The sequence below is a fragment of the Austwickia chelonae genome, from assembly GCF_003391095.1.
GTDB classification, from domain to species: Bacteria; Actinomycetota; Actinomycetes; order Actinomycetales; family Dermatophilaceae; genus Austwickia; species Austwickia chelonae_A.
This window is the reverse complement of the sequence record NZ_CP031447.1, coordinates 37,176-56,142: the sequence shown is the minus strand read 5'-3', so window position 1 is coordinate 56,142 and position 18,967 is coordinate 37,176. Positions and strand designations below refer to the sequence as shown.

Genomic DNA, 18,967 nt, shown 5'->3' with positions numbered 1-18,967 from the left:
CATTCAACGGCACGGTTTGCACACACCTTGCCATCGGGTAGGAGAAGAACGGCGTGCTCGGCCTAGAGTTTTGCGAAGCAGCACACATCAGGAGCCTCCATGTCTGAATCCGTTCTTCCCACGCAGGTCGCCCAAGCGTGGCGAGACATGGAATTACTTTCTCCTCGAAGCATCCCGGACTCGGAAGCGGCTGACGACGGCGTCATCATCACTCACTGTGCCCCCGGAGGCCCCCTGCCCTGGGCCTCCGACGGCGTGTGCGCGCTACCCCCGGAAGGAGAGCACCAGACCTGGCTGCACCGCGTCTACCTGGGGGCTTTCGACCTGAATCTTTTCCGGGCCGACGTGACAAAGGCCTTGGGGGCAACGTCACCCAGTACAGATGCGCCTGCACCGGGCATGAGCGCCATCGCCGGGCTGACCGTGACCGCGGACGGGCACCCGGTGACCGCGTCGGCCTTCCTCTCCTCCGGAGCCTGGGCGTGGACGCGATGTCTCACCGATCAGTGGGTCGACGGACAGATCGACGCCTTCCACAGACAAGCCGATCTGTTCCACCTCCGGGCAGCCGAACTCCTCGAAGAAATCTCGGCGACCCCTCTCACCCTCGACACCCTGGCCGAACTGCTCGTCATGGCGTGGTTGGCAGCTGGCGCCGAAGAAGGGTCCCCCGTCGCAGAGCTGTTCGTCACCGAAGCCTCGACGATCCAGGTGGTCAGCCTTCCGATCCGGTCTGGCTCCGACCGCGGCGGCGTCGACGACCTGGTCAACAGCCCCTACTTGGCCGATCTGACCCGAGCCGCAGACACACTGGCCCATAGCCGGTCCGGGCAAGGCCTGCTGTCCTACATCGGGGTTGCCGCCGGCTCGGCGGAATCAGGCCGGACCACGCCCGTATCAGGCACCCTGAACACCCTGTCCACGACCTCGCTTCCCCGGGGGCGTTGGCCGGCACCGCCGCAGGACTACCCGAGCCTGAGCGAGCAGTTCGCAGTCAACCTCACCTTGGGCGATCTGGCCGCACGCACCGGGCTGAACTCCGTGGGAGTTTCGCCGGAATCGCACGAGGCCCCGCCGGTCCGTGACGTCCTCGCCGGGTTGGTCGTCGAACGCGCTCGCCGGATCGCTGCCTTGCCCGGCCCGCAGGATGCCTTCGTCCGGAGCCATTCGTGGAAGGGGCATTACCATCGCACGGCGTGGCAACCCCACCCGAGCCTGACCGGCTTCGAAATGGTGTTGGCCTCCCCTGACCCCGTCGCCCTCGACGAGGACACCGATGGTCTTTCGGACACGGCCTCGCTGGCGCCGCCCTGGGAGGAGATCGACCACCTCGGTGACATCGCCACGCAGGTCCGACGCGCCCAACGGGGCGTCGGGCAGGGTAAGGCCTGGGGGCTGGTGGCTGCGCGTCTGGGGTCACGGACGAACCGGGCCGCTTTCGCCGAGTCCTTCTGGACCGACCGACGCGACTACGCCGAGCTCCCGCCGACCTTCCGCTCCTTCCTCGAGCGAGCCGCGCTCTCTCCGCAAGGATCCTGGCAGGAAGCCTGCGAACGTTTCCTGTCCGCAGATACGCTGGTGGCCCAGCTCCTCCAGGAGTGCGAGGCAGCCGAGGAGAGGTTGACCACGTCCCGGGTCGCGAACCATGAGCTCCGTGTCGCCCAGGAGCGCTTCGACTCCCTGGTCCAGGCAGAAGCGCCTGCTCTCGCCCAGTTGTACGCCGCTCGTGAGGCAGCGGAGAAAGCAGACCAGGACGCTGCCGATGCGCGTAAGCGTAAACGGGCCCACGACCAGACCAAGCCGGGCGCCTTCGAGCAGGTGCTCACGATGGGCCGCCGGATGAAGGACTGGACAGAGACTGCCGACGAGCTCGTCCAAGCCGTGATCGCCGTGGAGAAACATGGGGCAGCCGCGCGGGAGGACATCGCCCGGATCAGCGTCGAGCTGACCACTCAGGCACAAGAACGTGCCCGCGCGCAGGAAGCCCTGGACTCCGCCCGTCAGCGCGCTGACGATCTGGCCGCCCGAATACAGGCCGACCGGGAACGCTGGCGGGAGACCTACCCGGACGATGCCTGGTTCGCCGATTCCGGCCAGGGGCTGACCGCAGCGCCGTGGCTGGATGCGACCTTGAACCAAGCCCGTTCGCAGCTCTTCCTGTCCGCTTTGGAATTGCATCGGACACTGTTCGCCCATTCCGCCCGTCGGATGATCTCGACGATGCGAGCAGCCTTGGACATCCTGTCGGGAGCAGCTCCGCACGATGTCTCCCCGCAGGCTGCGCTGGCCGCGTGGCAGTCTTTCTTCCTCGTGGTGCCCCTGATATCGACGTCGTTCTCGTCTCTGGGGTCGATGTTCTCCCACATCGGTGAGGAGTCCCTGGGGTGGTTGTTCATCGACGAAGCAGGCCGGGCCTGCCCGCAGGCTGCGGTCGGCGGTATCTGGCGTGCACAACGGACGTTGGTGGTCGGTGACCCCGTTGCTCCGGATGGCTCGGACGGGTGGGCTGAGACGGTGGCCCAGGCGATGGCACGCCGGTACGGTTTGGCCGAGGCGCCTTTCGCCAGCGGATCCTCGGTCCTGCATCTAGCGGAATCGGTGGAGAGCTGATCCCTGGCCATGCCTCTCCTGGCACCTTTCCGGTCGACGTGGTCCGGTCTGCCCGGCAGGATCAGGCGACGTCGCGTAACACCCGGTCCGTGGGACGTTCATCGCTCGGCGAGGTGATCCGGTAAGTACGGCGTATCGGACGGACGGTCCGTAAATAGCGGCGGTAGCCGTTGAAGAGCACGATCATCACCAGGTACAGCGTGACGGCGATCATCGCCGATGGCAGCGCACCCAGGTGGATCAGGTAGAGGCATGCCCCGTAGGAGATCAGGGCGTCGATGACAGCAGTGGCATGGTCCGATGCAGTGGCCTCCCGCACGAGACTCACCTTCTCCGGTTGCTCGACGAACCGACTCGACGAGGATTTCTCACAGGAGTCCCCGTATACCGAGACCCCGGATCAAGGTGACCGGGATGCTGGCCCTATCGGTGGATATCTGTTGGAGCTGAGCCGTTCTCCGAGCTAGGGGTGGCTTTTGCCACTTCGCTTGTCGGCGTTGCAGCAGCAGCTTCCTTCTTTGAGTTCTCCCGCTCGACGGCGTCTCGCTCGGCCAGCCTCCTGGCACGTTCAGCGGCGTCATCGAGCTCAAGGGAGTCGAAGAGGTAGTACTTGTCGTTGTCATTCGGCTGCAAGCCCCGTTGTCGGTACCGGTAGATCGCCACGATCCCGAAGAGGACGAGGTAGACGGCGAGCGCACCGGCGACCGCTCGGCCTGCTGCGAGGTCCGCGCCTCTGTTGAGGACGACGAAGACGACGGCAGCGCCGAGAAGGAACATGGTGTGATCAGCAAGGCCCTTTACTGACATCACATCATGATGACTCTTCTTGGACGATCGGCCAACCCGAAAAATACTCAAAGACAGAAATATTCCTCATGTCTGAGCTGAGATCCCCTCTTACTCCCCAGTAGGAGTGGTTTCGGCGCCGTTGCCGGGTATGGTGCCCGACAGCACATCGACCAGGAGCCGCCATGATCGTCGTCAATGGAGAATCACGTCCGTGGCAGTCCGATTGGTCCCTCGCGTCGCTGGTGGAGGGCGAGGGCTACCGGCAGGAACGGATCGCTGTAGAGGTCAACGGACTGATCATCCCGAAAGTGTCCTTCGACGAGTACGTCCTCGCCGAAGGGGACCGGGTGGAGATCGTGCATTTCGTGGGGGGCGGCTGATGGACGAAGCGCCTGGGCCGGAGGAGATTCGGGCTGCTCTGGCGGGCCGGATGGGTTCGCAACAGGTCGCCCTGCTGTCCGAGGCCAGGGTCGGGGTGGCAGGTCTGGGCGGTCTGGGTTCCCAGATCGCGCTGGCTCTGGCGCGCACCGGGGTGGGAAGCTTGCACCTGGTCGATCACGATGTCGTCGACCTGGCGAATCTGAATCGTCAGGCCTACGACCTGGCCGATCTGGGCGTATCGAAGACGGCTGCCTTGGCGGCGAGGATCGCTCGGATCAATCCTTATCTGGAGGTCACCACCCGGGATGTCCGGGTCACGGCAGAGGACGCTCCTGGAGTTTTCGCCGGATGCGCGGTCGTCTGCGAGGCCTTCGACGATCCAGCGGCGAAAGCCATGTTGACGGAGTCCTTGCTGATAGGTGATCCGCGAGTGGTGGTGGTGGGCGCCTCGGGGATGGCCGGTCATGACCGCACCGACACGATGGTGACCCGGCAGGTGGGCTCACGGTGGTGGGTCTGTGGCGATGGGGTGAGCGATATCGGCACTGGTGCCCCGATGGTTGCGCCGCGGGTGATGGCCTGTGCCGGTGCGCAGGCGATGCTGACGGTCCGCATCATCCTCGCTCTGGAGGGTTGATTTCTCTGTCCGTGGTTCTGCGGGCGCGGAGTACAGTGGCCACGACGCGGGGTGCCGGGGCACATCGGGGTGGATCGTCGCCCCCCCGGCTGAGATCACACCCGTCGAACCTGCACTAGTTCGTTCTAGCGAAGGGACGTCACCATGTCCTTCTCCTCGGCATCTCCTGTCGAAGGTGCTGCAGCGGGGCCGTCCGATCCGTTGGTGATCGGTGGTCGCGAGTTCTCCTCCCGGTTCATCCTGGGGTCGGGTAAGTACAACCTGGATCTGGTACGAGCTGCGGTGGAACATGCCGGGGCTCAGATCGTCACCCTGGCCGTGCGCCGGGCCTACACCGGCGGGGAGGGGAACATCCTCGATGTCATCCCGGAGGGGGTGACCTTGTTGCCGAATACTTCCGAGGCCCGCACCGCCGAAGAAGCGGTGAGGATCGCTCGGATGGCGAGGGAGCTGGGATGTGGAGATCTCGTGAAGGTCGAGGTCATCCGCGACAGTCGTTATCTGCTTCCCGACAATGCCGAGACGGTCCGAGCGACACAGGCCCTGGCCGATGAAGGTTTCGTCGTCCTGCCGTACATGCATCCGGATCTGACGGTGGCCCGGGATCTGGTGTCCGCAGGTGCGGCGGCAGTGATGCCCTTGGCCTCTCCGATCGGATCGAACCGTGGTTTGTCGACCCGTGATTTCATCCAGATCCTGGTTGACGAGATCGAGGTGCCGATCATCGTGGACGCCGGGATCGGTCGCCCCAGCCAGGCCTGCGAGGCGATGGAGATGGGTGTCGCAGCGATCATGGCGAACACAGCGATCGCCACTGCCGGGGACGTCCCGGGGATGGCGGCTGCTTTCCGCAGCGCGGTCCAGGCCGGGCGGGCCGCCTATCTGGCTGGCCCAGGACGAGTGTTGGAGAGTGGCGCGGCACCGTCTTCGCCGGTCACCGGTTTTCTGCAGGAAGTCGATCGGTCATGACGAAGATTCCTCCGGTGGTGCCGCTGCCTCGCCGGCCCGACGGCAAGATCGACCATATGAGCTGGCGCCCCCAGTTCGACCGGATGCATTCGGGGGTGATGGAGGCGGTTCTGTCCGAGGCCGCCGTCCCCGACTTCTCCACTTTTGGGGTGGCGGATGTCCGGGCTGCACTCGGTCGACGACGACGGACCCACACCGATCTGGCGGCGCTGTTGTCTCCAGCGGCTGGGTCGGTGTTGGAGGAGGTGGCCACGGCTGCACAACGGGAGACCCGGGATCGCTTCGGCACCTCCATCAGCATGTTCACCCCGTTGTACGTGTCGAACTACTGCCAGAACATCTGCACCTATTGCGGCTTCTCCTGTACGAACCGGATCAGCCGGGTCCGCCTGGACGAGGCGGGCACCGATGCGGAGCTGAAGGCGATCGCGGCAACCGGTTTGGAGGAGGTATTGATCCTCACCGGGGAGTCGGCGAAGTTCGCCGATGCGACCTTCGTCGCCCGGGCGGTGAGGCAGGCCGCACATCATTTCCCGACGGTGGGGATCGAGGTGCAGCCGTTGTCGGTGGCCGACTACCGGATGGTCCACGAGGCGGGCGCCGACTTCGTCAGCGTCTACCAGGAAACCTATGACACCGATGCTTACGACCGTTTTCACCCCAGCGGGTACAAGAGGCATTTCCCGTACCGCTTCGAGTCGCAGGAGCGGGCCTTGGCGGCCGGGATGCGGGGGGTGTCCTTCGGGGCCTTGCTCGGTCTGTCCGATTTCCGTCGGGATGCTTATGCCACGGCGGTTCACGCACAGCTGGTGCAGCAGCGTCATCCGCACGCGGAGATCGGGTTCTCGGTTCCTCGCCTACGGCCCATCAGGGGCAGCCGTCTTCCTCTGGCCGATCAGCTGGAACAGATCGTCCCGGCCAGTGACGTCCACGAGGCCGAACTCTTGCAGGTGATGTGCGCCTACCGGCTGTTCCTGCCTTTCGCCTCGATCACGATCTCCACGCGGGAGCGGTCGGCCTTCCGGGACGGGGTCATCGGAGTGGCGGCGACGAAGATGTCCGCCGGGGTGTCCACCGGGGTGGGTGAGCATGCAGCGGAGCTGGAAGGCCAGGACAGCGGTGACGAACAGTTCGCGATCGCAGACGAACGTTCGGTGGATCAGGTGCGGGCTGCGATTCGGGCCCGCGGTTTACAACCGGTGATGACAGATCATCTGTCGAGCAGACGGGCAGGGTTTCCTCCCTCGGCCTGCGGGGCCTGACCGGAGTCGGCCCCGCGGAGGGAGGTGCTGGTCAGGGCAGACGGGCACGTAGCCTGCGGGCTGCCCCGGCGACATCGTCTGTTCCGGTCAGAGCCCTGACCACGACGACCCTGGTCGCTCCGGCCTCGACCACGCTGTCGATGGTGTCGAAGTCGATCCCGCCGATGGCGAACCACGGTTTCCCGCTGGATCCGACGTGTGTGGCGGCGGCACGCACCAGGTCGAGCCCGACTGCAGGACGGCCTGGCTTGGTCGGAGTGGGCCATACGGGTCCGGTGCAGAAGTAGTCGACATCGGGGTCTGCTGCGGCGTCCTTCATCTGCGCTTCGTTGTGGGTGGACCGTCCGATGATCGCGTTGGGGACGATCCGTCGGGCTGCGGTCGGGGCGAGGTCGCCCTGTCCGACGTGCAGGACATCGGCCTCGGCGAGGAAGGCGATATCGGCCCGGTCGTTGGCTGCGACGAGGCGACCGCTGCGTCGAGCCTCTTCGGAGACGACGGCCAGCGCTGCCAGCTGGTCGCTTCCTTCGATCTTCTTGTCACGAAGTTGGATGATGTCGACGCCGCCGGCGTAGCAGGCGCGCACGAAGGCACGCAGGTCTTCCGGGCTGGTGCGTGCATCGGTACAGAGGTACAGCCGCGCATCGGTAAGAGTCATCTGTGCCACGGGAACACGCTAGCTCCGAGGCGGCCGGGAGGCGCACGCCGGGCCCGGTGTGTCCCATGGATATGCCGATGATCAGCGATTCTGCAGCAACGTGAGGTGTCGGCACCCGGAAAGTTTCCGACACCATGTCGCCATCTTTCAGTCGCGGAGCACTGCTGGCGGTGACCCTGCCCACCACGATCGAGGTGGAGGACCTACGAGCTCCGTCAAGCGAAGCTCGTAGGGGTACCTCCGATGCGTGAAGTCTCTGCTCCATCAATGGCCACCCCACCCGAAACGGCGCTGAACCCGGTTGTCCAAGTAGGGGTTACATCGATGTAGTGCACTTCACGCACCGGAGGTCGTCATTTCATCAGAAGGGCATTCACGAGTAGGAGGGCGGTAGCTGCAAACCGCGCTTCTGCATGAGTTCACGCAGCTTGGTGGGGTAGTCGGTAATGATGCCATCAGCACCGGCGTCCATTTGCGCTTCCATGGCAGAGGCGTCGTTGAGAGTCCAGGGAACGACCTTCATCCCGGCCTGGTGGGCCTTCTCGATGAGGGCCTTGTCAGCGATCAGCTTGAAGTCCTTGTCGCCGGGCTTGCGTCCGTACGGCTGGGAGTAACCCGGGGAAAGGACATCGACGCCGATCTTCTTAGCTGCAGCGAGAATGTCGCCCTTCATCGCGTCGTAGTCGGCTTCGCCGGTCCACTGCGACCCCTTCTTCCACGTGGTCTCGTCCCACAGCAGCACGGTCGGGATCTTGGGATTGGCTTTCTTCACCAAGGGAAGCGAACGCCAGTCGAAGGACTGGACCATCACCTTGTCGGCGACACCGGCCTTGTCGACCTCACCGAGGATGACCTTGACGAACTCCTCAGGGGTCGCGGACTCCCGACGGTTCTCCCCTTCGATCTTGGTCTCGATGTTGTACCGCACATCGGCTTTCTTCTTCTTGACCAGGTCGAAGACGTCCGAGAGCTTGATGATCTTGTTGCCCTTGACCACCTCGGCGTAGGGGAAGTTGTCGAGCTTCTTACCGCAGTCGAGCGTCTGCACCTGAGCCCACGTCAGCTCGTGCATGAGCTTGCCGACATAGGGGTACATCGGGTCACCCGCCGTAGCAGGCTTGGTGTCGGTGCACTTGGTGTCGAGGACCTTCGGGTCGTGCCAGACCGCAGGCACCTTGTCCTTGGTGAGCACGATGTCGAACTCGAGAGTGCTGACCCCCAGCGCGAGGCTCTTCTCGAAGGCACGCAGAGATTCTTCAGTGGTCTCGCCACGGCCCCCGCGGTGAGACTCCAGGTCGAAGGTTTTCGTCCCGGCCGGCCTGCTCGGCTTCTGGCTGGGCGATCCTGGCTTCTGAGTGGGCGCGGGTGCCGCAGAGGTCGGCTTCTGGGGAGGTTCGACGGTCTGCTGCCCACCGGCGTGCGCGGCAAGACCCCCACCGAAGGTCAGGCTTCCGGCCAGAAGTGGCAGACAGGCGAGGGTGAGATGACGACGTTGTGCACCCATGGTGGAACCTTTCGTAAGGGCAATCGACCCCACCACATCTGCAGAACATCGGGGCCGGATCCGAGCAAATTAGTCTGACAATGACTTTCGTCACCTTTCATCGCAGGTGCATCACAATAGGTAACGACATCGTTACCAAAGAGAAAGTCGAGCCTGTGACACTGGTGCGATGCAGCTGTCGAATCTGCTGCTCATCACGGGCACAGGACTCACCGGACTCACCGTCGGCGCCACCCTCACCTGGTGGTACGCACACCGCCACATCCGCCATGCCCGGATGGAAGCAGACCAGGTCGCCCAGATGCTCCGCGCGCGCCTGGAACGCCCCAGCGTCTTCTCCCACGAAGTCCGAACTCCGCTGGCCCTCATCAAAGGAGCCACAGAACTACTCGCCGAGCAGACCCCCGGGCCACTGAACGAACGCCAACGGGAGTTCGTCGCCACCATCGCCACCAATGCCGAACATGTCATCGGCATGGCCGAAGACCTCCTCACCGAAGCCCGCATGGCGAACCGGCTCTTCCGCCTCGACATCAGCGCCTTCGACCTTCACCTGCTCGTTCGGGAAACAGTGCAGTCCCTGCGCCGCATCCACAGCGCACCCCTGCGCGTCATCGGCCAAGGACGCCCACTGCTGATCCACGCCGACCGCGGACTCATCCGCCAAGCACTCTTCAATGTCATCAACAATGCCGCCCGACACGCCGGGCCAGGAGTCACCATCACCGTAGAAGTGACCGACAGCCAGGACGAAGTCGTCATCGCCATCAGCGACGACGGCGCAGGAATGAGCGAGCAGACACGCGCCGCCCTTTTCGAACCCTTCGCCGCAGACTCCGCACATCGCGGAGGCACCGGGCTGGGCATGATGATCACCGAATCGATCCTGCAAGAACACGGCGGACGTGTGCTCGTCGACACCGTCGACGACCATGGAACCACCATCTTCATCACCCTACCCACCAGCGCACAGGAGGATCAGTGACCGGAGGAGCACCTCGTGCGCTCATCGTCGATGACGAACGGCAGATGCTATCGATCATTGAATTCGCATTAGAAACACAAGGATTCGAGTGCATCACAGCAACTAGCGCCGAGCGGGCATGGACGACCCTCAACGCCGAACAAGTCGACCTGGTGATCCTGGACGTCATGCTGCCCGGAGCCTCCGGCGAACAACTCTGTCGACGCATCCGCACCCGCTCCGACGTCCCGGTGATGATGCTCACCGCCCGCGGCAACGAATCCGACCGGGTCGGCGGCTTCCTCGCAGGAGCCGACGACTACATCACCAAGCCCTTCTCCCCCAGAGAACTGGCCCTGCGCGCGCAAGCAGTCATCCGACGTACCCGCCAACGTCACACCGGTGAGCTGATCGTCAACGGACCGCTCCTCATCGACGTCCACGCCGGAACAGCCAGTTGGCAGGGCAGGAGGCTCCGCCTCAGCCAGGTCGAGCACCGCCTGCTGACCGTCCTGGCCCGACACTCCGGGTCGGTTGTCGGGTGGCGTGATCTGCTCAACGAAGTCTGGGGAACCGGGGAGACCGTCGGCGGCCGGGACATGATCAAGACCACGGTGTACCGCTTACGACGTCAGCTTCGTCTATCAGGCGATGAGCTCATCGTCACGGCCCGGGGCAGTGGCTATCTCATGCCTCGACTCGACGACGAACCAGTGCCAGAGCGCCCAGCTCCGTCATGAGGCCGCGGCCACGTCGGCTTCACTCGTTGCGGCGTCCTCGACTCGTCCTGGCGGTCGTGCTGTGCCTGGGTCTGCTGTCCTGGAGTGGGGCCCATGTCCTGCGTTCGCATCGAGCCGAATCCCTCAACGTCCTCTGTTCGTCCATCGAAGAGCTGTGTCGGCAGTGGGCCGACACCTTCACCGAGGACACCGGGATACCGGTCACCATGGTGCGTTTGTCCTCCCGGGAGGCGTTGAGCCGGATGTCCCGCGGCGATGCCGCAGCTGACTACGACGTCTGGCACGGCGGGCCCTCCGAGCTCTACGTCCTGGCCGATCAGCGTGGGTTCTTGCGGCCTCACCGACCCGCCGAGGCCGATACCGTCCCTACGGCGTACCGCGCTCCCGACGGCGCATGGACCGGCGTCTACCGCGGCAACCTGGGCTTCTGCTCCGATCCCGCCGCTCTGAAAGACCTGGGGGTGCCGATACCTCGGTCGTGGGAGGATCTGCTCGATCCTCGCCTGGTCGGGCGGATCTCCTCGCCCAACCCGCTGACCTCCGGGACCGGGATCACGATCGTCGGTGTACAGGCATACCGTTTCGGCGACCACGCGACCGCTTTGGCCTGGTTGCATCGTCTTGACCACAATGTCCTGCAGTACACCCGATCCGGAATGGCCCCTGCCGGGGTCGTCGCCCGGGGTGAGGCCGCGATCGCACTCACCTTCACTCAGCACTGTGCCCGACAGATCGAAGTCGGTCGGCAGCTGGTCATCAGTTATCCCCGGGAAGGAACCGGTGCCGAGGTCGGCGCAGTCGCGGTCCTCAGGTCGACACGGCATCCCGAATGGGCGGGTGTCTACGTCGACTTCGCCATATCCCGGGCAGGTCAGTTCTCCCGGCGAGGAGAGCGTTTCCCGCAGTTACCGACCCGGACGGACTTGGCCGTCGATCATCGACTGGAGCTGACTCCTGGGGTGAAACTGCTTTCCCCCAGAGCAGCGGACGCTCGCGCGACGGAGAAATTGATCGCCGGTTTCGCCGCTGAGGTGCGGCCGTGACCGATTCAGCTAGCAGCCGTCCTCATGTCGTCTTCCACAGCTGTCATTCGTCCTGGCGATGGTCCACCGGACTCGGTGCGGTGTTGATCGCCTTGCTCACCCCGGTCACCGCCGTCCTGATCACTGCGGACGGACGTGATGCGGTGGCGCGTCTCCTCGGCGGTGGCGCCTTGGTCCTGCGCAATACCTTGGTGATGGCAACGCTGGTCGCACTGTCTGGAACTCTCCTGGCCTGGGCCTGCGCTCACGCGCATCAGCATGCTTTCCGCGGCCGCAGGCTCGTCCATCTGCTCTGCCCGGCACCACTTCTCCTCCCCCCGCCGACCATCGCCTTGGCCTTGCTCGTCCTGGTAGGGCACAACGGCATCGTGCACCGGTGGTCGGTATCTGGTGGTGAGCTCTACGGTTTACCGGGCCTGGTGATCAGCTCGACCTTGTCCGCTCTCCCTTTCGCGTATTTGATCGTCCTGCATGCCCTGAACGTCCGAGATCGCCGGGCATCGGAGTCCGCGGCCGACTTGGGCGCGTCCCGGTGGCGTGTGCTGGTCGACGTGGAGCTCCGAGAACTGCGTCCGGCGTTGGCAGTGGCCTTCTTGGTCCTCTTCGCCGAATCCGTGACAGATCTGGCCGATCCGCTGGTCATCGGCGGCGGGTACACGGTGTTGTCGACCAGGCTGTTCGAGGCCGCCACCGCTGAGAACGATGTTGCCGACGCCATCGCCCACGCAGCAGCTTTGGTGGTGCCCTGGCTGTTCATCGCGGTGGCGGTACACCGGTTGGGCGGTTCGCCCCGCCCAGCGCTGCGCCGTCAGGTCGCTCCAGTGCGCCATCCAGCCCGCGGATGGTCTCGGCTGTCGGTGACGGTGCAGGTCGTGGTCGCCGCAGCGATCACGTCGGCCTCGGTGGTGGTCCTCTCGGCCTCGGTGGGCCTGATCGGTGACAACGGCCTGACCTCGGAGCATCTCGCTGCGGTTCTGATCGGACCATGGCAGAACGCTTTGGCCGACACAGTGCTCCTGGGGCTGTGCGCGACGTTGTTCACCTTGCCACTGGGGTTCTTCCTGGGATGGCATCTGGCCGATCGGCCGACGGCCCTGCCGGCCAAGTTGACCGTCGCTCTCCATGCGTTACCGCCGCTGGTGTGCGGGCTCGCAGCCTGGGTCGCGATCACCCGGTGGTCCATGCCTCTCGCCGCTGTGCTGCCTCCGGGGGTGGCCGTCGGCGAAGGGCTCACCTGGCTGGCCCTGATGGTGGTAGCGGTCATGGCTTCCTTACCGGGGAATGCCTTGGCTGTGGCCGAACGTCTACGCCGGCTGCCTCCTTCGTATGCGGAGGCGGCTTACGTCTTGGGAGCCCGTCGTCGAGATGTCATTCGTGATGTGGTTCTGCCCCACGCGCGGCCGGTGCTGCTCGGGGAGATCCCCACGACCTTGGCCCGGTCGTTGTCGGCGCTGGCCCCTGCTGCACTGCTCGCGACTTCGCGCACACCTTTGCTACCAGTCGACCTGGTGACAGCAGCTGAGACCGGCCGCCTCAGCAGTGCCTGCGCGATGGCTGTGGTCCTGGGAGTGTTGGTGGGTTCAGCGGCCTGGTGCACGGCTCCGGCGCGGCCGACCGCCGGGGTCCGCGTCGGCCCCCGCGCCTCCTACAGCAATACCGTGGAACCCTCGAGGAGGACGTCTTCGTGACCGGCCAGGTGGAGCTCTCCGAGGTGTCGCTGCGTTTTCCGGGAGCGGCTCACGATGCCCTGCGCGACGTGGCGCTCTCCCTCCCCGCAGACAGCGTGGTAGCCGTGGTCGGCCCCTCCGGTTCGGGGAAGACCTCCCTGCTGCGGGCCATCGCAGGACTGGAACGTCTGTCTGCTGGCACCATCTCGATCGACGGCCGGGAACACACCGATGAGCCACCTGCAGCCCGGCCGACCGCGATGGTCTTCCAAGGAGACGCTCTTTTCCCAGAACTCACGGTCCGGGAGAACGTCGGGTACGGCCTGTCCCTGCGCGGGCTGTCTGCTGCTGCGCTCGCCGAACGGGTTGATATCGCTCTGCTGCAGCTGGGTCTGACTGGCGTCTCTCATCTCCTGCCTGAGCAGCTTTCCGGTGGTCAGGCCCGGCGGGTCGCGCTGGCCAGATCCTGGATTCTCCGTCCGTCCGTGCTCTTGTTGGACGAGCCCTTGCAGGGCTTGGAGTCCCGGCTGCGTCGTCAGCTCCTCGACCTGATCGTGCGTACCCGTAGCCGTCTGGGCGGGACGGTGATCCATGTGACCCACGATCTGGGCGGCGCACTGTCGACGGCTGATGTCCTGGTGGTGATGGGGCAGGGGCAGGTCCGGCAGGTAGGGCCTCCTCGTGAGGTCTATGCCCGCCCTTCGGATGCCTTCGTGGCTGATTTTCTCGGGGAAGCTGCGATGCTTCCGGTCGAGGTGGACGGGGTGATCCTGCAGGACGGGTCTACGACGGCGCAGGTCCGGCTGTTGGGTCATGAGCTGAGGATCCCGTCGGATCCCGCCACCGTTCGCGCCGGGCGACAAGGAACTGTCCTCTTGCGTCCCTATGCGGTCCGGTTGGGATGCCCCTCCGAGGTCGCTTCGTTCCGCTGTGAGGTCCGCGGGGATATCGGAGTCGTCCAGGAGGTGCGTTATCTGGGGGAACGCATCGATTATGTGGTGGAAACCGTTGAAGGAGTCGTCTTAGCGTCTTCTGGTCCTTTTTCCGTGGAATTCGAGGTCGGTGAATTCGTCCGGGTCGATATTTGCGCGGAGCGTTCCTGGCTCTTACCGAGAACACTGTGAGGTTTTCTCACCAGCGGCCTCCGTTGATGTTGAGTTAGGACGAGGGCGGCGGTGATGATGTGGCCGATCCGGCGGGGGCGCGGGCAGGACGTGTTGGCGGGCGGCGCTCAGGTCGTGGGTGGAGCCGGGTTCGACGGGGGAGATCCAGATCGGGTACCCGGTCGAATCGGTCAGGACCTGGATGTTGCCGCCGTGGTGTTTGTGTTTGCCGGAGTACCACAGGTCGGTGCCGGTTTCGCTGGGGGCGCGGTAGGCGGTGGCGATCCCGATCCGCGTGTCGCGGGCAAGGTGGCACGATAGGTGATCACGTGGGGTCCTTGTCTGGCTCGGTTTCTTAGTCGAAAACGAACCTGGGACGTAGGGCCCCACTCCATTCACGTCAACACGCCGTCACCCCGGGTCACAGAGCCACAACAAAACCCGGACCCGACCCCTGGCAAGAACACCTCTGTGATCGTCCTGGTGTAACAGCGCTGTCACCGCTCGTCACCGCTCCTCTCTGTGACCTGGTCGATTTCTTCTCCACCATGTCGGTGGCGACGAAGCTCACCCGGTTCGTCGCCACTCCTGACGAGACACCGGAAGTGACCGATGACCACGACGACCACGACGCGTACGACGCGCGTCTCCTGGCTTTCCGCACCCCCGCCTGCGCCGCGCTTGTCCGACGAGGAGGTGTCCCGTCGTTATCCACGATTGCGCTTCCAGGTCTTCATGGGGATATTCCTCGGGTATGCCGGTTTCTACTTGATTCGCAATAACATCCCGTTGATCTCCAAAATCCTTCTTGACGAAGGAAATATCGACAAGACCGGTATCGGACTCATCGCCAACGCCGCCCTGGTCGCTTATGGGCTCAGCAAGTTCTTCATGGCGATGGCTTCCGACCGCTCAAACGCCCGTTATTTCCTCCCGATCGGTTTGGCTCTCTCGGCGGTGGCGAACCTGGTCGTGGCTTTCGTGCCGTGGGTCTCTGGCAGCCTGGCGGCTTTCGCGATCGTCATGTTTGTCAACGGCTGGGTCCAGGGCATGGGGTGGCCTCCCAGTGGCCGGGTCCTCGTCCATTGGTTCTCCACCAGCGAACGTGGTTGGAAGACCTCGATCTGGAACTGTGCGCACAATGTCGGCGGCATGGCTGTGGGCGCAGCTGCCGCAGCCGGTCTGGCCATGACCGGAGGCGCCTGGCAGTCTGCTTTCTGGTTCCCTGCGGTGCTGGCTCTGGGCGTCGCAGCGGTCGCTTTCGTGATGATCCGGGACACTCCCGAGTCGGTGGGTCTGCCGCCGATCGAGGAGTACCGCAATGATCCCGACAAGGTTGCGGTGGACGATTCCGAGCTGGAAAAGCCCTCGACCTGGGAGCTGGTGCGTAAGCACATCCTGATGAACCGGGCCATGGTGCTCCTGGCTTTGGCCAATGTCTTCGTGTACACGCTGCGCTACGGCGTCCTGAGCTGGGCACCGATCTACCTGTCGGATGTGCACAAGGTCTCGGTCACCAAAGGCATCGCCGGTTTCTCCCTGTTCGAGCTGGCCGGCATCTTCGGCACCTTGGCCTGTGGCTGGATCTCAGACCGCGTCTTTGCCGGCAACCGCAGTCGCACCGGTGTCACCTTCATGTTGGGCGTCGCGGTCTTCATCGTTCTCTACTGGTTGTCCCCGGTGGGTACGCCCTTCTGGGTGCTGATGGTCTACCTGTTCTTCATCGGCGCCTTCGTGTACGGACCGGTCATGTTGATCGGCCTGCAGGCCCTGGACATGTCGCCTCGCCACGTGGCAGGTACGGCAGCCGGGTTCACCGGCCTGTTCGGGTACGTCCTGGGCGCGACGATGGCATCGACGGGGATCGGTATCGTCGCGCAGCACTACGGGTGGCATGTCGCCTACGCCTTGTTGACCGCTTGTGCGGTGCTGTCGGTGGGCCTCCTCGCCATGGTCGGCCCGGAGGAGAAGAGATTGATCGCCGAGCACAACGCCCGCGCGGCAGCTCGCGACTAAGACACGGGTCCCCCGTACGGGTCCAGCATCCAGGGGGTGCCGGACCCTTGTCATGTCCGTGGCAACGGGTCCGACTGTTCGGGATCAGCCTCGGATGACCAGTTCAGGGGCCAGGAATTCACCGGCGATAGGAGCCTCGTCGATCTTGAAACATTCGACGATGGCATGCGAGCTTCGCTGTTGGCGCAGGACCGCGACCCGCATATGTCCACCCGCGATGGCGGCGGGCCGTCCACCTTCCATGTGCAGGATGATCGGGTCGACGAGCAGAGATCGCGCGGCTTCCAGTACCCGGTCAGGCAGGTTGATCGCTTGTTCGAGGAAGTCCTGAGGGCTCTCGTCGGGTCGCCTGCAGTACCAGGCCCAGGTCGCGCAACGTACGGCGCGGGCCCAGTCGGCGCGGTGGAACTCACAGCAGTGGTCGGTGACTGGTGCATCTCCGGCGAGGCAGCCGGGTAGGTCGTGACGTCCAGGAAGTGCTGGCGGAAGGTCGGCGGTCGGGATGGTGCGCAGTACGAGCATGGTCGTTCCTCGGTCCTGACGGTGGGTTGTCGGGAGGCGACGGGTGGATGCTCGGCACTGCTCCCGCTGGTATTCGTCGGCCGGTGCTGCCTCGCTCTGAGCTTTCACACGGCGTGATAGGCCGGATGGCATGGGTGACGTGTTGGTTCCTGAGGAGTTGTTGTCCGGGCGTCATTGGTTGATCGACCCGGCGTGCCTGTGGGCGCATCGTGAGGTGGATCTGGCGATGATGCGCTCGTTCGGGGCCAGCTGTGGCGCATCGGCTGTGGCGGTCTTGGAACGTTATGCCTGAGGGTTCGGGTGCCCGGGGTCAGGTGTTGCTGTGGCCTGGACGTTCCCTGCGTTGTCGGTGGCTGCCGCCGGACGTCGATGCACGAGGACCGAGCCGCCGACGACGGCGACGAATCCGGCGAGCGTCGTGGCGGTGATGGGTTCTTTCAAGAAGATCGCGCCGACGATGATCGCGACGGCGGGGTTGAGGTAGGTGACTACGGTGGCCCGGACGGCGCCGACCTCACGCACGAGCGCGAAGAGCGCCAGGAAGGCCAGCGCCGTACTGATCAGACCGAGGAGGATCACTGCGATGACCGCGCTGCTCTCGATCCGGGTCGGCCATTGGGCGACGGCCAGGGGCGTCAGGAGAAGTGCCGGTACGAGCAGACTGACGACGATGATGCCGCTGGAGGGGACGTCACGAAGCCAACGGTGGATGATGAGCGGTCCTGCGGCGTAGCCCAGGACGACCGCAGCCATCTCGAGCAGGGCGAGTCCGGTTCCTGGCTGTTGCGGGCTGATGCTGTGATGTCCGACGAGCAGCCCGACCCCGCCGAGCCCGAGCATGAGACCGGCGATTCCGGATCGCCCGAGATGTTCTTGTCGCCGAGTGGCCAGTCCGAGCAGTACTCCGACGACGGGAACGGCCGAGATGAGGAGAGCGGCGAGCCCGCTGGGGATGACTTGTTCGGCGTGGCTGAGAGCAGGCCAGGGGATGACGATCTCGACGAGGGTGTAGACCAGGACGGCCGGCCAGTGTCGGGCCACCGCTGGAAAGGCTTTTTCCCTGAGGGCGAGGGGGAGGAGGACGAGACCTCCGATCAGGGTCCGCAGCATGACCAAGGTGGCCGGGGTGAAGGAGAGGAGCGCGTATTTGATGAGGAGGTAAGGGATCCCCCAGAAAAGCGCGAGCCCGAGGAAAAGAAGAAGTGCACGCCGCGACATGGACTTCATCCAATCAGCCGGGTCACGCGTTCTCGGCGGATATTCTCCGTGAGATCGCTGTTGTCGCGCGTGGGCGGAGCTGATGCACCCCGGCGGGTTCGAGCTGTTCAGCATCTCCTGGTAGAAGTGGAGTCATGAGCGAGTCCGCAGCACCCGGCGGGCAGGCCCCGCATGATTCGTCCGACCCTTCGGCTGACGTGGTCGCCGTGTCCTTGGTAGCCAAGGGTCGCGGTTGTGGAGTGGAAATCATGGGTCGACGGGCGGTGCGTATCTGCGGCCGCTTCGGAGAGCCGACCTTGGCCGCCTTGGAGTTGATGATGGAGGCCCAGACCCCGATGGGGATCTGGATCGATGGGGTACCGGGGACCCGCAGCGCGATGTGTTTGTGGACGGGCTCGGAGTTCTTCGCGATCACTCTCGGGGAGAGTGGCAAGTGGGAGCATTTTCGGATCGGCCAGGGGTTGGTCGCGCTGCGCGACAGTTGGCGTGCTGGGGTTCGTGGACGCTACCGGGTGCCACATGGCCCCTTGATGCGTCCGATCCCCGAGGCGGTGGAACTGGCCACATTGTGGGGGTTCCCTGAGCCCAAGACCTTCCAACCGGTGCGTGCGATGGCTCCGGAACCTGCTCCCCGGGCGACGCGTGCAGCCCGGGTCTCGGCACCGCGTCAACCGGCAGAGCCACGGGTGAGTCGACCTAGAAAGGCTGCCGTTTCGAAGCCTGCCAAGCCTGAGCCTGCGCCTTTGAAAATCTGCGACCGATGCTTCATGGCTCTACCTGCGACGGGGCGATGCGACTGCGGAGGCTGACCGGGACGGGGCCCTGACCCTGGATTGCTGTCGGCAATTTTGCCGATTTTTTCCCCTTTTGGTGGGTTCTCTGTA

19 protein-coding genes, 1 pseudogene and 1 riboswitch are annotated in these 18,967 nt (G+C 64.7%); of the genes and pseudogenes, 13 read left to right on the top strand and 7 right to left on the bottom strand.

The window, feature by feature from the left end; genetic code table 11:
* The first annotated feature begins 99 nt into the window (after positions 1–99).
* Positions 100–2,610: a DUF1204 domain-containing protein gene (locus tag DX923_RS00270; protein WP_116111832.1), complete on the top strand. Its 2,511-nt coding sequence runs from the start codon at positions 100–102 to the stop codon at positions 2,608–2,610.
* A 61-nt stretch (positions 2,611–2,671) separates the two neighbouring features.
* Here DX923_RS00270 and DX923_RS00265 read toward each other — a convergent pair whose 3' ends face one another.
* Both DX923_RS00265 and DX923_RS00260 read right to left on the bottom strand, forming a co-directional pair.
* Positions 2,672–2,929, bottom strand: coding sequence for a hypothetical protein (locus DX923_RS00265; protein ID WP_116111830.1), 258 nt, complete (start codon positions 2,927–2,929; stop codon positions 2,672–2,674).
* Between the two features lie 104 nt (positions 2,930–3,033).
* A complete protein-coding gene (locus DX923_RS00260; RefSeq protein WP_162872665.1) occupies positions 3,034–3,417 on the bottom strand; it encodes a hypothetical protein in 384 nt (127 codons plus the stop codon).
* Positions 3,418–3,581: 164 nt separating this feature from the next.
* Between DX923_RS00260 and thiS the strand changes: the two genes are divergently transcribed.
* The 4 genes from thiS (at position 3,582) to thiH (ending at position 6,648) form a co-directional block, all read left to right on the top strand.
* Positions 3,582–3,779 (top strand): sulfur carrier protein ThiS, encoded by a 198-nt coding sequence (gene thiS / locus DX923_RS00255; protein ID WP_116111827.1) that lies wholly within the window; start codon positions 3,582–3,584, stop codon positions 3,777–3,779.
* On the top strand, positions 3,779–4,417 hold the full coding sequence (gene thiF, locus DX923_RS00250) for a sulfur carrier protein ThiS adenylyltransferase ThiF (protein ID WP_116111825.1): 639 nt from the start codon (positions 3,779–3,781) through the stop codon (positions 4,415–4,417). The genes thiS and thiF overlap by 1 nt, the downstream gene beginning before the upstream one ends.
* Positions 4,418–4,454: 37 nt before the next feature.
* A riboswitch (TPP riboswitch) is annotated at positions 4,455–4,571 on the top strand.
* Positions 4,562–5,386 carry a thiazole synthase gene (locus tag DX923_RS00245; RefSeq protein ID WP_116111824.1) on the top strand — a complete coding sequence of 275 codons (825 nt, stop codon included), beginning with the start codon at positions 4,562–4,564 and terminating at the stop codon, positions 5,384–5,386. It overlaps the preceding riboswitch by 10 nt.
* A complete protein-coding gene (gene thiH, locus DX923_RS00240; RefSeq protein WP_116111822.1) occupies positions 5,383–6,648 on the top strand; it encodes a 2-iminoacetate synthase ThiH in 1,266 nt (421 codons plus the stop codon). Before DX923_RS00245 ends, thiH begins: the two co-directional genes overlap by 4 nt.
* A 31-nt stretch (positions 6,649–6,679) precedes the next feature.
* Here the strand turns inward: thiH and thiE are convergent, their stop codons facing one another.
* Positions 6,680–7,306, bottom strand: a complete 627-nt coding sequence (gene thiE / locus DX923_RS00235; RefSeq protein ID WP_116116060.1) for a thiamine phosphate synthase — start codon at positions 7,304–7,306, stop codon at positions 6,680–6,682.
* A gap of 373 nt (positions 7,307–7,679) precedes the next feature.
* Positions 7,680–8,810 carry a glycerophosphodiester phosphodiesterase family protein gene (locus DX923_RS00230; protein WP_116111821.1) on the bottom strand — a complete coding sequence of 377 codons (1,131 nt, stop codon included), beginning with the start codon at positions 8,808–8,810 and terminating at the stop codon, positions 7,680–7,682.
* A 169-nt stretch (positions 8,811–8,979) separates the two neighbouring features.
* Between DX923_RS00230 and DX923_RS00225 the strand changes: the two genes are divergently transcribed.
* From DX923_RS00225 to DX923_RS00205, 5 genes are read left to right on the top strand one after another with little or no spacing between them, the layout of a single operon-like run.
* Complete coding sequence (locus tag DX923_RS00225; protein ID WP_116111819.1) at positions 8,980–9,795, top strand: sensor histidine kinase; 816 nt, start codon at positions 8,980–8,982, stop codon at positions 9,793–9,795.
* Complete coding sequence (locus tag DX923_RS00220) at positions 9,792–10,514, top strand: response regulator transcription factor (RefSeq protein WP_116111817.1); 723 nt, start codon at positions 9,792–9,794, stop codon at positions 10,512–10,514. The genes DX923_RS00225 and DX923_RS00220 overlap by 4 nt, the downstream gene beginning before the upstream one ends.
* Before the next feature lie 26 nt (positions 10,515–10,540).
* On the top strand, positions 10,541–11,557 hold the full coding sequence (locus DX923_RS00215; protein ID WP_240322679.1) for an extracellular solute-binding protein: 1,017 nt from the start codon (positions 10,541–10,543) through the stop codon (positions 11,555–11,557).
* On the top strand, positions 11,554–13,245 hold the full coding sequence (locus tag DX923_RS00210; protein ID WP_116111814.1) for an ABC transporter permease: 1,692 nt from the start codon (positions 11,554–11,556) through the stop codon (positions 13,243–13,245). The genes DX923_RS00215 and DX923_RS00210 overlap by 4 nt, the downstream gene beginning before the upstream one ends.
* Positions 13,242–14,348, top strand: a complete 1,107-nt coding sequence (locus DX923_RS00205) for an ABC transporter ATP-binding protein (protein ID WP_116111812.1) — start codon at positions 13,242–13,244, stop codon at positions 14,346–14,348. The genes DX923_RS00210 and DX923_RS00205 overlap by 4 nt, the downstream gene beginning before the upstream one ends.
* A gap of 96 nt (positions 14,349–14,444) precedes the next feature.
* Here the strand turns inward: DX923_RS00205 and DX923_RS00200 are convergent.
* A pseudogene (locus DX923_RS00200) lies at positions 14,445–14,585 on the bottom strand (transposase family protein); the annotation flags it as partial.
* A 354-nt stretch (positions 14,586–14,939) separates the two neighbouring features.
* Between DX923_RS00200 and DX923_RS00195 the strand changes: the two are divergent.
* On the top strand, positions 14,940–16,343 hold the full coding sequence (locus tag DX923_RS00195) for an MFS transporter (protein ID WP_116111810.1): 1,404 nt from the start codon (positions 14,940–14,942) through the stop codon (positions 16,341–16,343).
* An 84-nt stretch (positions 16,344–16,427) separates the two neighbouring features.
* Here DX923_RS00195 and DX923_RS00190 read toward each other — a convergent pair whose 3' ends face one another.
* Complete coding sequence (locus tag DX923_RS00190; RefSeq protein WP_116111809.1) at positions 16,428–16,865, bottom strand: hypothetical protein; 438 nt, start codon at positions 16,863–16,865, stop codon at positions 16,428–16,430.
* Positions 16,866–16,995: 130 nt separating this feature from the next.
* Here DX923_RS00190 and DX923_RS16515 point away from each other — a divergent pair, with 130 nt between their 5' ends.
* Positions 16,996–17,157 (top strand): fructosamine kinase family protein, encoded by a 162-nt coding sequence (locus DX923_RS16515; protein ID WP_240322678.1) that lies wholly within the window; start codon positions 16,996–16,998, stop codon positions 17,155–17,157.
* Here DX923_RS16515 and DX923_RS00180 read toward each other — a convergent pair.
* Positions 17,148–18,083: a DMT family transporter gene (locus DX923_RS00180; protein ID WP_162872664.1), complete on the bottom strand. Its 936-nt coding sequence runs from the start codon at positions 18,081–18,083 to the stop codon at positions 17,148–17,150. The two genes, DX923_RS16515 and DX923_RS00180, sit on opposite strands and share 10 nt — an antisense overlap.
* Positions 18,084–18,217: 134 nt before the next feature.
* On the opposite strand from DX923_RS00180, the gene DX923_RS00175 reads away from it, so the two are divergent.
* Positions 18,218–18,892 (top strand): hypothetical protein, encoded by a 675-nt coding sequence (locus tag DX923_RS00175; protein WP_116111806.1) that lies wholly within the window; start codon positions 18,218–18,220, stop codon positions 18,890–18,892.
* Positions 18,893–18,967: the final 75 nt, after the last annotated feature.

Excerpts from the sequence above, each read along its gene's own strand:
- DX923_RS16515 (WP_240322678.1), top strand. The coding sequence starts at position 16,996 with ATGGGTGACGTGTTGGTTCCTGAGGAGTTGTTGTCCGGGCGTCATTGG.
- DX923_RS00180 (WP_162872664.1), bottom strand. The coding sequence starts at position 18,083 with ATGTCGCGGCGTGCACTTCTTCTTTTCCTCGGGCTCGCGCTTTTCTGG.
- DX923_RS00270 (WP_116111832.1), top strand. The coding sequence starts at position 100 with ATGTCTGAATCCGTTCTTCCCACGCAGGTCGCCCAAGCGTGGCGAGAC.
- thiS (WP_116111827.1), top strand. The coding sequence starts at position 3,582 with ATGATCGTCGTCAATGGAGAATCACGTCCGTGGCAGTCCGATTGGTCC.
- thiE (WP_116116060.1), bottom strand. The coding sequence starts at position 7,306 with ATGACTCTTACCGATGCGCGGCTGTACCTCTGTACCGATGCACGCACC.
- DX923_RS00230 (WP_116111821.1), bottom strand. The coding sequence starts at position 8,810 with ATGGGTGCACAACGTCGTCATCTCACCCTCGCCTGTCTGCCACTTCTG.
- thiF (WP_116111825.1), top strand. The coding sequence starts at position 3,779 with ATGGACGAAGCGCCTGGGCCGGAGGAGATTCGGGCTGCTCTGGCGGGC.
- DX923_RS00175 (WP_116111806.1), top strand. The coding sequence starts at position 18,218 with ATGAGCGAGTCCGCAGCACCCGGCGGGCAGGCCCCGCATGATTCGTCC.
- DX923_RS00245 (WP_116111824.1), top strand. The coding sequence starts at position 4,562 with ATGTCCTTCTCCTCGGCATCTCCTGTCGAAGGTGCTGCAGCGGGGCCG.
- DX923_RS00225 (WP_116111819.1), top strand. The coding sequence starts at position 8,980 with ATGCAGCTGTCGAATCTGCTGCTCATCACGGGCACAGGACTCACCGGA.
- DX923_RS00190 (WP_116111809.1), bottom strand. The coding sequence starts at position 16,865 with ATGCTCGTACTGCGCACCATCCCGACCGCCGACCTTCCGCCAGCACTT.
- DX923_RS00195 (WP_116111810.1), top strand. The coding sequence starts at position 14,940 with ATGACCACGACGACCACGACGCGTACGACGCGCGTCTCCTGGCTTTCC.
- DX923_RS00260 (WP_162872665.1), bottom strand. The coding sequence starts at position 3,417 with ATGTCAGTAAAGGGCCTTGCTGATCACACCATGTTCCTTCTCGGCGCT.
- thiH (WP_116111822.1), top strand. The coding sequence starts at position 5,383 with ATGACGAAGATTCCTCCGGTGGTGCCGCTGCCTCGCCGGCCCGACGGC.